The organism is Bacillus cereus group sp. BfR-BA-01311, assembly GCF_022664295.1.
GTDB classification, from domain to species: domain Bacteria; phylum Bacillota; class Bacilli; order Bacillales; family Bacillaceae_G; genus Bacillus_A; species Bacillus_A cereus.
In genome coordinates, this window is record NZ_JAKUHC010000020.1 from 15,989 (window position 1) to 30,941 (window position 14,953).

A 14,953-nucleotide genomic window follows, 5' to 3' on the forward strand; every position below is an offset into this window, starting at 1 on the left:
GATTTTTGGGATATGTAATCCAACATTTGACGTGGAAAAAGATGTTGGAATGTGCGTGTGTGTAAGTAACTTTTTTTGTTATAATGAAAGAATGCATAAAAGGAACTTCAAAATTAAATCCTCTAGTTTAAAAAATATGGAAGAGGTAATTCCAAACTTAATTCTCCGTTTTAAACAAATATTTAAGATGAAGTTAAAACAATAATGATGAAAATAAACTGTTATTTTGAACAGAAATATATATAACTAGAGAAAAGGAAGGGTGTTTTCATGTACGATATTTCCGGATGGAAACATGTATTTAAGCTTGATCCAAATAAGGAGTTAAGCGATGAACATTTAGAAATGATTTGTGAGTCTGGAACTGATGCGGTTATTGTAGGCGGAAGTGATGGAGTTACAATTGATAACGTATTACACATGCTAGTTAGCATTCGTAGATATGCAGTTCCTTGTGTATTAGAGGTTTCTGATGTAGAAGCAATTACACCAGGATTTGATTTTTATTACATCCCAAGTGTTTTAAATAGCCGAAAAGTAGAATGGGTAACAGGTGTTCATCATGAGGCATTGAAAGAATTTGGGGATATTATGGACTGGGACGAAATTTTTATGGAAGGGTATTGTGTTTTAAATCCAGAAGCGAAAGTAGCCCAGCTTACAGAAGCGAAATGTGATTTAACAGAAGATGATGTTATTGCATATGCTCGTTTAGCAGACAAGTTATTACATTTACCGATATTTTATTTAGAATATAGCGGTACGTATGGAGATGTTGAACTTGTTAAAAATGTAAAAGCAGAATTGAAACAAGCTAAGTTATACTATGGCGGTGGTATTTCTAATGCAGAACAGGCGAAAGAAATGGCACAATATGCTGATACAGTAGTTGTTGGAAATATTATTTATGATGATATAAAATCGGCGTTAAAAACAGTTAAAGCAGTAAAAGGAGAGTAGGTGCAGGCGTATATGAGTATGACAGATAGATTATTAAACGGTTTAAATCCACAGCAACAAAAAGCAGTCCAAACAACGAATGGACCACTTCTATTAATGGCAGGTGCAGGTAGTGGTAAGACACGTGTGTTAACACATCGTATTGCGTATTTACTTGGTGAAAAAGGTGTAGCACCATGGAATGTACTGGCTATTACCTTCACAAATAAAGCAGCTCGTGAAATGCGTGAGCGTATTGATACACTTGTGGGACCAGAAGCAGAAGATATTTGGATTTCGACGTTCCACTCTATGTGTGTACGTATTTTACGACGGGATATCGATCGTATTGGTATTAATCGTAACTTTACAATCTTAGATTCAGGCGATCAGCTAACTGTAGTCAAAAAAATTATGAAAGAGCGCAATATTGATCCGAAGAAATTTGAGCCGCGCTCTATTTTAGCGGGTATTAGTAATGCGAAAAATGAACTGTTATCTGCGGATAAATATGCAAAAAAAATTACAATGGCTGATCCATATGAAAAATTAACGAGCGATGTATACACAGAGTATCAAAAACGTCTTTTGAAAAATAATTCATTAGACTTTGATGATTTAATTATGACCACGATTCAGTTATTTGAACGTGTTCCAGAAGTATTAGAGTTTTATCAGCGTAAGTTCCAATATATTCACGTTGATGAGTATCAAGATACGAACAAAGCGCAATATCTTCTTGTTAAACATTTGGCAGCGCGTTTTAAAAATCTTTGCGTTGTAGGTGACTCTGACCAGTCTATTTATCGCTGGCGTGGTGCAGATATTTCTAACATTTTGTCGTTCGAAAAAGACTATGAGAATGCACAAGTAATTTTGTTAGAACAAAACTATCGTTCGTCACAAAATATTTTAAATGCAGCGAATGCTGTTATTGAAAAAAATACGAATCGTAAGCCGAAGAAATTATGGACAGACAATCAAGTTGGAAGTAAAATCTCGTATTATCGTGCTGCAACTGAAAAGGACGAAGCGTATTTTGTTGCGAAAAAAATTCGTGACGATATTCAAATGGGGAAACGAAAATATACTGATTTTGCAGTGTTATATCGTACGAATGCTCAGTCTCGTATGGTCGAGGAGATTTTCCTTAAATCTAACATTCCGTACAAAATTGTCGGGGGTACGAAGTTCTACGACCGTAAAGAGATTAAAGATATTTTGGCGTACTTACGTTTAATCGGTAATCCAGATGATGAAATTAGTTTTGCACGTATTATTAACATGCCAAAGCGTGGTATTGGTGCGACTTCTATCGATAAAATTATTAATTACGGTGTGCAAAACGGAATTTCATTAACTGCTGTATTTGATGAAATTGAGCATGTTGGAGTAAGTGCAAAAATTACAAAGGCAGTAAAAGAATTTGCGAATTTATTAAATAACTGGGTAAATATGCAAGAGTATTTATCTGTTACAGAATTAGTAGAAGAAGTTATTGAAAAAACAGGCTATCGCGATATGTTGAAAAATGAACGTTCTTTAGAAGCGGAAGGTCGTTTAGAAAACTTAGACGAGTTCTTATCTGTTACGCAAACATTTGAATCTCAAAGCGAAGATAAGAGCCTTGTTGCATTCTTAACAGATTTAGCACTTGTTGCTGATATTGATCGTGTAGATGAAGACCCAACTGCTGGTGAAGAAGTTATTTTAATGACGATGCACTCAGCGAAAGGATTAGAGTTCCCGGTTGTGTTTATTGTTGGCTTAGAGGAAGGGATATTCCCTCATACTCGTTCTCTTATGGAAGAGGATGAAATGCAAGAAGAACGTCGTCTTGCTTATGTAGGTATTACCCGTGCAGAAGAAGAGCTATATTTATCTAACGCGCAAATGCGTACTTTATTTGGTAGAACAAGTATGAACGCTGCGTCTCGATTCATTACAGAAATCCCGACAGAACTAGTGGAATCATTAAATGAAACAGCGCCAAAGCGTGAAACATCGTTTGGTGCAAAAGGCAGAACGGCAAGTAGCGGCAAAACGACAATCACAACGACAACACGCTCTCGTTCAGCTTTCGCGCGCCCTGCAGCTAAGACGACAGGCGGCGAACAAATTGGCTGGGCAGTAGGAGATAAAGCTTCCCACCAAAAATGGGGAGTCGGTACAGTTGTAAGTGTAAAAGGTGAAGGTGATGCAAAAGAATTAGATATTGCATTCCCAAGCCCAATTGGTGTTAAACGTTTGTTAGCAAAATTTGCACCTGTGACGAAACAATAGAAAGGAATGAGGATATGTCAAAAGAGATAGCAAAAAAACGTATAGAAGAACTGCGTGATTTATTAAATACATTTAACTATCAATATCACGTATTAGACAATCCTTCTGTTTCTGATGCGGAATATGACCGTAATATGCAGGAGCTTATAAAATTAGAAGCAGAGAACCCAGAGTTTATGAGTGAAGATTCTCCCTCCGTTCGCGTTGGGGGGACTGTTCTTGATATATTTGAAAAAGTAACACATAAGTCACCAATGTTAAGTTTAGGAAATGCATTTAACGAAGGAGATTTACGTGATTTCGACAGAAGAGTATGTCAAGGAATTGATGGTGCGAATGTAAGATATATATGTGAATTAAAAATTGACGGGCTTGCCGTTTCGCTTCATTATGAAAAAGGACGCTTCATTCAAGGGGCGACACGTGGTGATGGTGTAACGGGTGAAGATATTACTCAAAATTTAAAAACGATTAAAGCTATCCCACTTCGTTTAAATGAAGAAGTAACGTTAGAAGCACGAGGCGAAGCTTATATGCCGAAGCGTTCATTCGTTAAACTAAATGAAGAAAAAGAGCAAAATGGAGAAGATGTATTTGCGAATCCGCGTAATGCAGCAGCAGGTTCAATACGTCAACTTGATCCGAAAATTGCAGCGAAGCGTAACTTATCTATGTTTGTGTATGGTCTTGCGAATGTAGAAGAAAAAACAATTCCATCACATAGTGAATCGCTTGATTTCTTAGGTGAACTTGGATTTAAGACAAATCCAAATCGCCGTACATGTGAAACAATTGAAGAAGTTATAGCTTATGTAGAAGAATGGCAAGAAAAACGTCCGCATCTTGATTATGAGATTGATGGAATCGTTATAAAAGTAGATGATGTTGCCCTTCAAGAAAGTCTAGGAACTACAGCGAAGAGTCCAAGATGGGCGATTGCTTATAAATTCCCGGCTGAAGAAGTTGTAACGAGATTAACAGGCATTGAATTAAGTGTTGGCCGAACAGGAGTTGTAACACCGACTGCAGAACTAGAGCCAGTGAGAGTTGCTGGTACGATTGTTCGTCGTGCTTCTTTACATAACGAGGATTTAATTCGTGAAAAAGACATTCGAATTGGTGACTACGTTGTTGTGAAGAAGGCTGGAGATATTATTCCTGAAGTTGTGAACGTTATTTTTGATAAGCGTACTGGTGAGGAAGAAGAATACCGCATGCCAACTCATTGTCCAGCATGTGAGAGTGAACTTGTTCGTTTAGAAGAAGAAGTAGCACTTCGTTGTATAAATCCAACTTGTCCTGCTCAAATTCGAGAAGGGTTAATCCATTTCGTTTCAAGAAATGCAATGAATATTGATGGACTTGGAGAACGTGTCATTACACAACTCTTTGATGCTGATTACATTCGTACATTTGCTGATTTATATGCATTGACGAAAGAGCAATTATTACAGTTAGAACGTTTTGGTGAAAAATCAGCAACAAACTTAATACAAGCAATTGAAAATTCTAAAGAAAACTCGTTAGAGCGATTATTATTTGGTCTTGGAATTCGCCACGTTGGAGCGAAAGCAGCACGTACATTTGCAGAGCACTTTGAAACGATGGATGAGCTTGTAAAAGCAACGGAAGAAGAACTAAAAGCAATTAATGAAATTGGCGAAAAAATGGCTCAATCTGTTGTGACATATTTTGATAATGAAGATGTATTAGAGTTATTACAGCAGTTTAAAGAGTATGGCGTGAATATGACATACAAAGGTATAAAAATTGCAGATTTACAAAATGTTGAATCTTACTTCGCAGGAAAAACGGTTGTTTTAACAGGTAAGCTAGAAGTTATGGGGCGAAGTGAAGCGAAGAAGAAGATTGAGGCATTAGGTGGAAAAGTAACGGGAAGTGTTAGTAAGAGTACGGATTTAGTTGTTGCAGGTGAAGCGGCTGGTTCGAAATTAGCACAAGCGGAGAAACATAATGTTGAGGTTTGGAATGAAGAGAGGTTCTTACAAGAGCTAAATAAGTAAGAGGTGCAAACTTACCATGAAAAAAATAGCATTAGCGGTATTAAGCCTTGGCCTACTTGTAAGTGGGTGTAGTGCAGGTGCCGACAAAGATGAAAAAGTGGCTGAGAAATCGGGGAAAGCAAAAGAACAATCAGTTGTTCCAAAATACGCTATTTCGGATGAATATTATAAGACGACTATTCCATTTGATGGTGGAAATGCACGTGGTTTAGTGGTGCAAGGGTTAAATAGTCGTCTTGATATAGATGAATTTGAAACAGGGTTAATGCGAATTGCAAAAGAATCATTTAGTACGAAAGATAATTTTTTAAAAGGCGGAAAAGCTCTAGATACTCAAACTATACAGATGCTTGTTAAAAGAAAACGTACAGATGCTGAACAAAAGGAACTAGAGGACAAATTAAAAAAAGATGCAGTTAAATTTCCTAATATAGGATTAAACCCTGCATTAGGAACAGGATCCGAATCACTAGAAGTGAAAAATAAAAAAAATCCAATATATATTTCAAATATTTTAGAGCATGATTATTATGTGAAAAAAGGCGATAACGGCGAGGAACGCGTTGGTATGGTAGTTGGATTAGCAATGAATTCTGTTCAATATTTTAACGAAGAGCATGGTTATCCACGTGAAGCTGCAATCCCGGATGAAAAGATGTTAGCTGAAGGGAAAAAAATGGCGCAAGAAATTTTGAAAGTCATACATCAAAAAGAACCTGAAACCAAAAATATTCCAATAACATTTGCGATTTATCGCCAAGCTCCAAAGTCTTCGCTCGTGCCAGGTAACTTTGTTTCTTATGCGAATGTTGAAAAAGGTAGTGAAACGGTTGAAGATTGGAAACAAATTAATGAAAAATATTATTTGTTCCCATCAGAGCAAGCGAAAACAGATAATAAACGTGAAGACCTTGCAAGAGTATCCAACTTTAAGGCAAAACTAAGCGATTATTTCCAAGGCGACTATACAGCTGTTATTGGTACTGGTATGTATAGAGATGATGAATTAAGAGAAATGAAGCTTGATATTCCTGTCCAGTTTAATGGAAAAGCTGAAATAGTTGGTTTTACACAATATGTGGCAGGGCTTGTTATGGAATACTTCCCGAATTATATGAAAGTACAAGTAACGATTAAATCTGTAGAACGCCCAGAAGCTATTATTATACGTGAAGCAAAACAAGATGAACCACTTGTGAAGATTTTAGATTAAATATGAAGGCTGTTCCTCTATGGAACAGCTTTTTTTCTTATGTAATTTTGTTATAATTTAAAATGTTGTAAAAAATAGGGGTAAGGGGTAAATCTCATGGAAGAATTAAGTTTTCAAGTCATTATTTTATTAATTGCATTCGGTTTTTTAGCAGCTTTTATTGATTCCGTTGTTGGAGGAGGAGGGTTAATTTCGCTTCCTGCGCTTATGTTTGTTGGCTTATCGCCAGCTTCGGCAATTGCAACGAATAAATTAGCGGCAACAATGGGGACGTTTACGAGTGCGATGTATTTTATTCGATCAGGAAAAGTTGATTTTAAAATTGTAGGAAAGTTAATCCCGTTAACTATTGTTGGAGCTGTTGCAGGTGCTTTAGTAGTAAAATTTATTCCACCGGATATTTTACGCCCATTAGTACTTGTAATGTTGGTATTTATTGCTATTTATATTATTGCAAAAAAGAATTGGGGAAGTGTGTCTACCTATAAGAAGATGACGCAAAGAAAAACATTAATATTTTTCTTTGCTATTTTAATGATAGGATTTTATGATGGATTTTTTGGACCAGGGACAGGGTCGTTTTTAATTTTTGCATTTTTATTAATTGGCTTGGATTTTATTCAAGCGGCAGCATCTGGAAAACTTTTGAACTTTGTTAGTAATATTGTATCTTTAATTACTTTTTTATTTTTAGATATAATTCATTTTGAATACGGTATTATCATGGGATTATCAATGATCTTAGGTGCTTATTTTGGATCGAAGTTTGCGGTTCAAAAAGGTGTTGGATATGTAAGGACTTTATTTTTATTAGTTACTATATTATTGATCGGGAAAAATGTTTTGGAATATACTCATATTTTGTAGATTCATACGCATGTATGAATCTCTTTTTTTTATTATATTTTAAAAATTTATTAATTTTTAAAATATAAGTCTAGGAATATTTGAATAAATCTAAATTATCGTGTAGAATAATGTTGTAAAATGTAAACGTTTTTCTAAGGGGAGGCTAAAAAAAATGGTAGTAGCATACAAACATGAGCCATTTACAGATTTTTCAGTGGAGGCTAACAAATTAGCGTTTGAAGAAGGTTTAAAGAAAGTAGAATCTTATCTTGGACAAGACTATCCATTAATTATTGGGGGAGAAAAAATCACTACAGAAGACAAAATTGTTTCTGTAAACCCTGCAAATAAAGAGGAACTTGTTGGTCGTGTTTCAAAAGCAAGCCGTGAGTTAGCTGAAAAAGCAATGCAAGTAGCGGATGAAACATTCCAAACTTGGAGAAAATCAAAGCCAGAAATGCGTGCAGACATTTTATTCCGTGCTGCAGCAATCGTTCGTCGCAGAAAACATGAATTCTCTGCTATTCTTGTAAAAGAAGCAGGTAAGCCATGGAATGAGGCAGATGCTGATACAGCAGAAGCAATCGACTTTATGGAATATTATGGTCGTCAAATGTTAAAATTAAAAGACGGTATTCCAGTAGAAAGCCGTCCAATTGAATATAATCGTTTCTCTTACATTCCATTAGGAGTAGGTGTTATCATTTCTCCTTGGAACTTCCCATTCGCAATTATGGCAGGTATGACAACAGCTGCTTTAGTTTCTGGTAACACAGTATTACTAAAACCAGCTAGTACAACTCCTGTAGTAGCAGCGAAATTTATGGAAGTATTAGAAGAAGCTGGCTTACCAGCTGGCGTAGTAAACTTCGTTCCAGGTAACGGTTCTGAAGTTGGTGACTACTTAGTAGATCATCCTCGTACACGTTTCGTAAGCTTCACGGGATCTCGTGATGTAGGTATCCGCATCTATGAGCGTGCAGCGAAAGTAAACCCAGGACAAATTTGGTTAAAACGCGTTATCGCTGAAATGGGCGGTAAAGATACAATCGTTGTTGATAAAGAAGCAGATCTTGAATTAGCAGCTAAGTCTATCGTTGCATCAGCATTCGGATTCTCAGGACAAAAATGTTCTGCATGTTCTCGTGCAGTAATCCATGAAGATGTATATGATCATGTATTAAATCGTGCTGTTGAATTAACAAAAGAATTAACAGTTGCTAACCCAGCAGTATTAGGTACAAACATGGGTCCTGTTAATGACCAAGCTGCATTCGATAAAGTAATGAGCTATGTTGCAATTGGTAAAGAAGAAGGTAGAATCTTAGCAGGTGGTGAAGGAGACGATTCTAAAGGCTGGTTCATCCAACCAACAATCGTTGCTGACGTTGCAGAAGATGCTCGCTTAATGAAAGAAGAAATCTTCGGACCAGTAGTAGCATTCTGTAAAGCGAAAGACTTCGATCATGCACTTGCAATTGCAAATAATACGGAATACGGTTTAACAGGTGCTGTTATTACTAACAACCGTGACCATATTGAAAAAGCACGCGAAGACTTCCACGTTGGTAACTTATACTTCAACCGTGGATGTACTGGTGCAATCGTAGGTTACCAACCATTCGGTGGCTTTAACATGTCTGGTACAGACTCTAAAGCTGGTGGACCTGATTACTTAGCACTTCACATGCAAGCAAAAACTACTTCTGAAACTTTATAAGAAATAGTAGAGGAGCTCTTCACAGAATGTGAAGAGCTCCTTTTAAAATTGAAATCCTATATATTACCATCGTTCGAAGGGAATGAGCTAAAACCTATTAATAGCGGGATAAACATGTGAACAGAAATAAAATGATGAGAAAAGTTGACTTATTAGTCATATTTTTTAGTATTCATTTTGAGAATTTCCTGTATAATACAATTTGAAAGAAAATCTATGGTTCGACAAGGAACACTCCTTTCGGTTTTGCTCACTGAAAGGAGTGTTTTTTTATGTAGCTAAAAATTCTTGCGTGCTTATTACATTTGCATATACGCCATTTAAACTAGCTAAAATTGTATTGTGAATGTAAACAGCTGGTATAGTAGCGTTCTTAAAAGACAGGTCTTTTGTAGCACAAGCATCATGTATAACGGTACATTGAAAACCAAAATCGAATGCAGCCCTTACTGTAGCATCGATACACATATGAGTCATCATCCCACATACAACGACATGTTCAATATTTAAACGTTTTAATTGCTCTAGAAGATTAGTTTCTCGGAAGCTATTTGGATAATGTTTGACTATAACTGTTTCTTCTCTAAGTGGACGTACGCTTTCGTGAATATGTACACCTTCTGTATTAGGTAGGAAAAAAGTAGCGTCATCTTTTATAGCTACGTGTTGGATATGAAGAATAGGTTCGCTGTTTGTTCTAAAGTGTTGTAATAACTGATTAGCATATTCGCTTGCTTCTACTGGATTACGCAATTCCATCTTTCCATTTGGAAAATAATCGTTTTGAATATCGACGAGTAAAAGAGCTGTTTTCATATATTTATCTTCCTCCGAGTTTCATATTCAAATAAATTTATTCAATTCGTAGAGAGGATTCTCCTGTTTAAAAATATGAGGAAGAAGAATTTTAAATAACCTTGAAAGTTACTATTTTCTCATGAATTTTCATCTGAAAATTTTAATAAAGGAATAATTAATATTTTTCTAAAAAATGTATTGACTCTTATTATTCTGAGTTCTATAATGAGAATTAATTAAACGACAATTAAATCGATACATTCTTATCCAGAGAGGTGGAGGGACTGGCCCTACGATACCTCAGCAACGGGTTTTTTTAATACCGTGCTAACTCCAGCAAGCCATATAAAGGCTTGGAAGATGAGAAGATGTGAATGAGTACATATAAGTGCTCTCCTTCTTATCTTTATGGTTGATAAGAAGGAGAGCACTTTTTATTTTACCTCGAAAGCTCTGCTTCAAGTTTTTACAGCATATAGGAGGGGAAAAAATGATTTCTTTTAACAATGTAAGTAAAGTGTATGAATCAGCTGGGCAATCTGTTCATGCGGTAGAGGATGTAACATTATCAGTTGAGAAAGGCGAAATTTTTGGCATTATCGGTTTTAGTGGCGCTGGAAAGAGTACGTTATTACGCCTAGTAAATATGTTAGAGAGACCGACGGCAGGAACGATTTCAATAGATGATAAAGATATTACATCATTATCGACGAAAGAATTACGTAAACTGAGACAAAGAATTGGAATGATTTTTCAAAGTTTTAATTTATTTAATTCAAGAACAGTATTTGGAAATATTGCTTATCCATTAAAGTTAGCGAAAGTGCCAAAGAATGAGATAAAAGAAAGAGTAAATGAACTGCTGAAGTTTGTAGGGTTAGAAGATAAAGCAAACTATTACCCAGAGCAGCTATCAGGTGGACAAAAGCAGCGTGTGGGCATTGCTAGAGCACTTGCGACATCGCCAGATATTCTTATATGTGATGAGGCAACATCAGCCTTAGATCCAGAAACAACGACAGAAATTCTAAACTTATTAAAGAAAGTAAATCGAGAATACAATTTAACAATTCTTCTTATTACACATGAAATGCATGTTGTGAAAGAAATTTGTCACCGTGTAGCTGTAATGGAGAAGGGAAAAGTTATTGAAGAAGGAAAACTGTTTGATGTTTTCACGCAACCAAAAACAAAGACGACTCAAAACTTTGTACGTTCTGTCATTAATGATCATTTACCGGAAAGTGTTCTAGCGAAAATTCAAAATGGTGGTCAAATTTATCGTCTAACATTTACTGGTGAGGAGACAGGACAGCCGGTACTATCATATATCGCAAAAAACTATAACGTCGATGTAAATGTACTGTACGGAAATATTATTGAACTTCAAAATGTGCTATTTGGAAATCTTCTTGTAGAGTTGCAAGGTGAGCAGAGGGAAATTCAAAAAGCATTACAACATCTAAGACTGCAAGTGCAGCTGAAGGAGGTAGAAGCTCATGCGAGTTGATTGGAGTATATTTTGGCCGCGCATACTAGATGCGACGGGGGATACCCTCTTAATGGTAATTGTAACCCTTATATTTGCTACAATTCTTGGTATACCGCTAGGTTTACTTTTATATGTAACGAGAAAAGGAAACTTTTTAGAAAATAAATGGGTCTTTTCTATTCTTAACATCATAATTAATACAATTCGTCCGGTACCATTCATTATCTTTTTAGTAGCGTTAAGTCCACTAACGAGAAGTGTTATCGGAACGACGATTGGAACAGCAGCAGCAATTTTCCCGATGACGTTAGTCGCATCAATTGGTATTGCTAGAATGGTTGAAACAAACCTTGTTTCCGTTCCGAAAGGAGTAATTGAAGCAGCGCAAGCAATGGGCGCCTCGCCAATTAGAATTGTTTTTGAAATCCTTGTACCAGAAGCGTTAGCACCATTAATCTTAGGTGTCACATTTATGACAGTTGGTTTAATTGAATTTTCTGCAGTTGCTGGGCTTGTCGGTGGTGGCGGTCTTGGTGATTTAGCAATGACATATGGTTATCAACGTTTTGATACATCAGTTATGTTCGTAACGGTCGTGTTACTTATTATTCTCGTACAGATAGCTCAAAATTTAGGGAATTACTTTGCGAAAGTCTTGTTACGCAGATCATAAAAAGGAAGAGAGGAAAAGAAAATGAAGAAAATTTTAGCATTTGCATTATCAGCGATTGTAGGAGTCTCAGCATTAAGCGGCTGCTCAAGTGGAGACACGGGTGCAGGAGCGAAAGAAAAAGTAGTTCGCGTCGGTGTAACTGGAACGGATGGAGACGCTTGGGAAATTTTGAAGAAAAAAGCTGAAAAAGAAGGGATTAAGATTAAACTGGTGGAGTTCTCTGATTATACAACTCCAAATAAAGCTTTAGCTGATGGAGATATTGAATTAAACTCATTTCAGCATATTGCTTTCTTAGAGCAATTTAAAAAGGAACATAAGTTAGATATTACAGCTGTTGGTACAACACAAATTGCACCAATGGGTTTATACTCTGAAAAATATAAGAAATCAAATGAAATCCCAGATGGTTCAGAAATTGCAATTCCAAACGATCCAACGAACCAAGCACGTGCATTAAAACTTCTTGATGCAGCTGGATTATTAAAGCTGAAAAAGGATTTTGGTCTATTTGGAGATCCAAGTGGTATTGCTGAAAATCCGAAGAAATTAAAAATTACACCGGTTATCGCACAGCAAACACCTCGTGTGTTAAAAGATGTAGCGGCATCAGTTATTAATAACGGTGTTGCTGGTCAAGCTGGATTAGATCCAGCGAAGGATCCTATTTTCTTAGAAGATCCAAAGAATGAAAATGCGAAGCCTTATATTAATATTTTCGCAGCTCGTACGAAAGATAAAGATGATCCAACATTGAAAAAAGTAATTGAATTATACCATTCAAAAGAAGTAACAGATGCAATTAAGAAAGAAACAAATGATGGTTCAATTTCAGTAGATCTTTCACTTGAGGAGCTTGAAAAAATCGTAAAATAATGATTGGGTTTAATGGACTAACAGAAGGAACCCCTCCGCTGTTAGTTCGTTCAACATATAATCTACTTAACAAACGAACCCTAATTCTGTACCTTCCAATTTTGTATAACGTAGAATCCAATGTTTGTTAAGTAGAGTAATGGACCAGGAGTTTTCCTGGTCTTTTTTTATGAATGAAAATAGCTAGCGAACAGTAAGGTGATCCAAATTATAATGGGATAAGAAAATAAGCTGAAAAGGAGTGTAATTACGAATTGCTTTGGATGAATTAAGTGTTTTTTTGATAAAAAAAAGAAAATAGAAAAGAGAGTAATGAAAAATGCTGATATTACGCCGGGGTTATAAGAGCGATAAATGAAAAAAAAAATAATATGTTGAACAGAGTTGAAGAAGATGGCCCCTTGTATAAAAATAATCCAGCATATAGAAGACAAGAAGTTAAGTTGATATAGAAAGACGATAAGTAATACAAAGATTGTTAATACGGAAATGGCGATGAAAAATTGTTGGCTAGTTATAAGACGGATTGAAAATTGATTAGCAAGGTATTGTGGCATTTGGAAAGCTTCTTCAAGGTTATGAATGAAAAATAATAAGGGAATGATCCAGAATATAGTAGTGGAATGTTTTTTCATCAATTTACATCACTCCAATAAAGTATAGAAAGCCTAAAAAAAGGCCCTCTATACAGAGATGGTTATTCAATTATGATATTTTTTAAATTAACTTCATGATGCTCTCGTTCTTTCAGATAAGCAGCTAGTTCCTCTTGTAAAATATTTAATATTTGCTTAGCTGATTGTTGGATTGGATTAGGTAGCTCTTCTAATATATGCATCCCGACTTTTACTTTTGTACGAATTACCCTTCGTAGTAATTCCTCATGCATGTACTACACCTCCAAACCGAATATTTAGTACATCTTCTTCAAATTTTGCTCCTTGAATAGAAAGGTGTGTTAATGTTTTTGGTAACGTGATGTTCCGTTTAACAGAACCCGCTCGAATAATAAGTTCATCACCTTTTTGATTTAAGGAAAGTTCACTTTTGTTTGAGAAGGGAATGGACAGAACGAAAATATACTCATCGCCATCCTTTTTTACATATTGAGTGCGCCCGTTAAATTTTACTTCTGTAGGGGAATGATCAGTTTTAAATAAAGAATCTCCTACACGTTCTAACATAGACAAACCAACAACTTCTTGTTCAAACATTGGAGCTTCGTAAATAGGAAGGGGTTGAAAACTATCTTTAATTAATGTTTTATATTTCTTCTGTGTATCTTTCCATGCCTGAAAATAAGGATCGGTGACAGTGTTAGGGATGACGCGGTTAATCATAATGGCATCTACGTTATAATCGTATAAATTCAAATAAGTAAAGCTGCGCTGGGCTTCTTTAATGACCATTTTTTCAGGATTTACAACGATGCGGATACTTGTTACTTCTCGATTTGATAAAATATCTCTCATTTCTCCGAGCTGTTCAAGTGTACTTGTTAATTCGTCCATAATATCGTCGGTTGGAAGAGGGACACCAAGGAGTGGTTGAGCTACAGGACGAACGACTTTTAAAACTTTTCTTTTAATAGGAAATAATTTTTCCATCCACCAGCCGAGCATGTCTGGAAAGCTTAGCATTGCTAATGTTTCTCCTGTAGGGGCACAATCAATAATGATAACATCATATGTGTCTTGCTTATAATAATCGAGTACGCGAAGTAGGCTAATTAAATCTTCCATACCGGGAAACATCGTTAATTCTTCTGTTGTAATATCATCAGCTGCTTTAGAAGTGAAGAGTAGTGTAATATATTTCTGTAATTTTCCCCATCCTTTTTCCATTTCATAAATCGTATTAATTTCTTGTGCCCACAAATTTTCACGAATTTCTAGTGGTTCAGAAGATAGCTTTATACCAAATGAATCTCCTAAACTATGAGCAGGATCTGTGCTCATTACTAATGTTTTTAATCCTTGTTTCGCACTTTGAATTGCTGTTGCTGCTGAAATGCTAGTTTTTCCTACGCCGCCTTTACCTGTATACAAGATAATTCTCATCATTCATATCTCCTTTGTTTCGAATG

12 protein-coding genes, 1 pseudogene and 1 riboswitch are annotated in these 14,953 nt (G+C 35.9%); of the genes and pseudogenes, 9 read left to right on the forward strand and 4 right to left on the reverse strand.

Annotated elements, in window-relative coordinates; translation table 11 throughout:
* Positions 1-270: 270 nt before the first annotated feature.
* The 6 genes from pcrB (at position 271) to pruA (ending at position 9,028) form a co-directional block, all read left to right on the forward strand.
* Positions 271-960 (forward strand): heptaprenylglyceryl phosphate synthase, encoded by a 690-nt coding sequence (gene pcrB, locus MR136_RS25920; protein WP_000272099.1) that lies wholly within the window; start codon positions 271-273, stop codon positions 958-960.
* Positions 961-972: 12 nt separating this feature from the next.
* The gene (pcrA, locus tag MR136_RS25925; RefSeq protein ID WP_002164784.1) at positions 973-3,222 is read left to right on the forward strand and encodes a DNA helicase PcrA; all 2,250 of its coding nucleotides are present in this window, start codon (positions 973-975) and stop codon (positions 3,220-3,222) included.
* Between the two features lie 14 nt (positions 3,223-3,236).
* Positions 3,237-5,246, forward strand: a complete 2,010-nt coding sequence (gene ligA, locus MR136_RS25930; protein ID WP_017674259.1) for an NAD-dependent DNA ligase LigA — start codon at positions 3,237-3,239, stop codon at positions 5,244-5,246.
* Positions 5,247-5,262: 16 nt separating this feature from the next.
* A complete protein-coding gene (locus tag MR136_RS25935) occupies positions 5,263-6,459 on the forward strand; it encodes a CamS family sex pheromone protein (protein WP_242259672.1) in 1,197 nt (398 codons plus the stop codon).
* Between the two features lie 96 nt (positions 6,460-6,555).
* Positions 6,556-7,326 (forward strand): TSUP family transporter, encoded by a 771-nt coding sequence (locus MR136_RS25940; protein WP_000391974.1) that lies wholly within the window; start codon positions 6,556-6,558, stop codon positions 7,324-7,326.
* Between the two features lie 154 nt (positions 7,327-7,480).
* Positions 7,481-9,028 carry an L-glutamate gamma-semialdehyde dehydrogenase gene (pruA, locus tag MR136_RS25945; RefSeq protein WP_000259555.1) on the forward strand — a complete coding sequence of 516 codons (1,548 nt, stop codon included), beginning with the start codon at positions 7,481-7,483 and terminating at the stop codon, positions 9,026-9,028.
* A 250-nt stretch (positions 9,029-9,278) separates the two neighbouring features.
* Here the strand turns inward: pruA and MR136_RS25950 are convergent.
* Positions 9,279-9,844, reverse strand: a pseudogene (locus tag MR136_RS25950) (cysteine hydrolase family protein).
* Between the two features lie 242 nt (positions 9,845-10,086).
* Positions 10,087-10,193, forward strand: a riboswitch (SAM riboswitch).
* A 123-nt stretch (positions 10,194-10,316) separates the two neighbouring features.
* On the opposite strand from MR136_RS25950, the gene MR136_RS25955 reads away from it, so the two are divergent.
* The 3 genes from MR136_RS25955 to MR136_RS25965 are packed head-to-tail and all read left to right on the forward strand — an operon-like array spanning position 10,317 to position 12,867.
* Positions 10,317-11,336, forward strand: a complete 1,020-nt coding sequence (locus MR136_RS25955; protein ID WP_000622969.1) for a methionine ABC transporter ATP-binding protein — start codon at positions 10,317-10,319, stop codon at positions 11,334-11,336.
* Positions 11,326-11,991 (forward strand): methionine ABC transporter permease, encoded by a 666-nt coding sequence (locus MR136_RS25960; protein ID WP_001261865.1) that lies wholly within the window; start codon positions 11,326-11,328, stop codon positions 11,989-11,991. The genes MR136_RS25955 and MR136_RS25960 overlap by 11 nt, the downstream gene beginning before the upstream one ends.
* A gap of 21 nt (positions 11,992-12,012) precedes the next feature.
* Positions 12,013-12,867 (forward strand): MetQ/NlpA family ABC transporter substrate-binding protein, encoded by an 855-nt coding sequence (locus tag MR136_RS25965; RefSeq protein ID WP_000721599.1) that lies wholly within the window; start codon positions 12,013-12,015, stop codon positions 12,865-12,867.
* A gap of 167 nt (positions 12,868-13,034) precedes the next feature.
* On the opposite strand, the gene MR136_RS25970 is transcribed toward MR136_RS25965, so the two are convergent.
* From MR136_RS25970 to MR136_RS25980, 3 genes are all read right to left on the reverse strand, one after another.
* Entirely contained in the window at positions 13,035-13,502 is a 468-nt protein-coding gene (locus MR136_RS25970) for an HXXEE domain-containing protein (RefSeq protein ID WP_242259678.1), read from the reverse strand.
* Positions 13,503-13,564: 62 nt separating this feature from the next.
* A complete protein-coding gene (locus tag MR136_RS25975; RefSeq protein WP_000544105.1) occupies positions 13,565-13,756 on the reverse strand; it encodes a DUF3926 domain-containing protein in 192 nt (63 codons plus the stop codon).
* Complete coding sequence (locus MR136_RS25980; protein WP_002100673.1) at positions 13,749-14,930, reverse strand: ArsA family ATPase; 1,182 nt, start codon at positions 14,928-14,930, stop codon at positions 13,749-13,751. The genes MR136_RS25975 and MR136_RS25980 overlap by 8 nt, the downstream gene beginning before the upstream one ends.
* Positions 14,931-14,953: the final 23 nt, after the last annotated feature.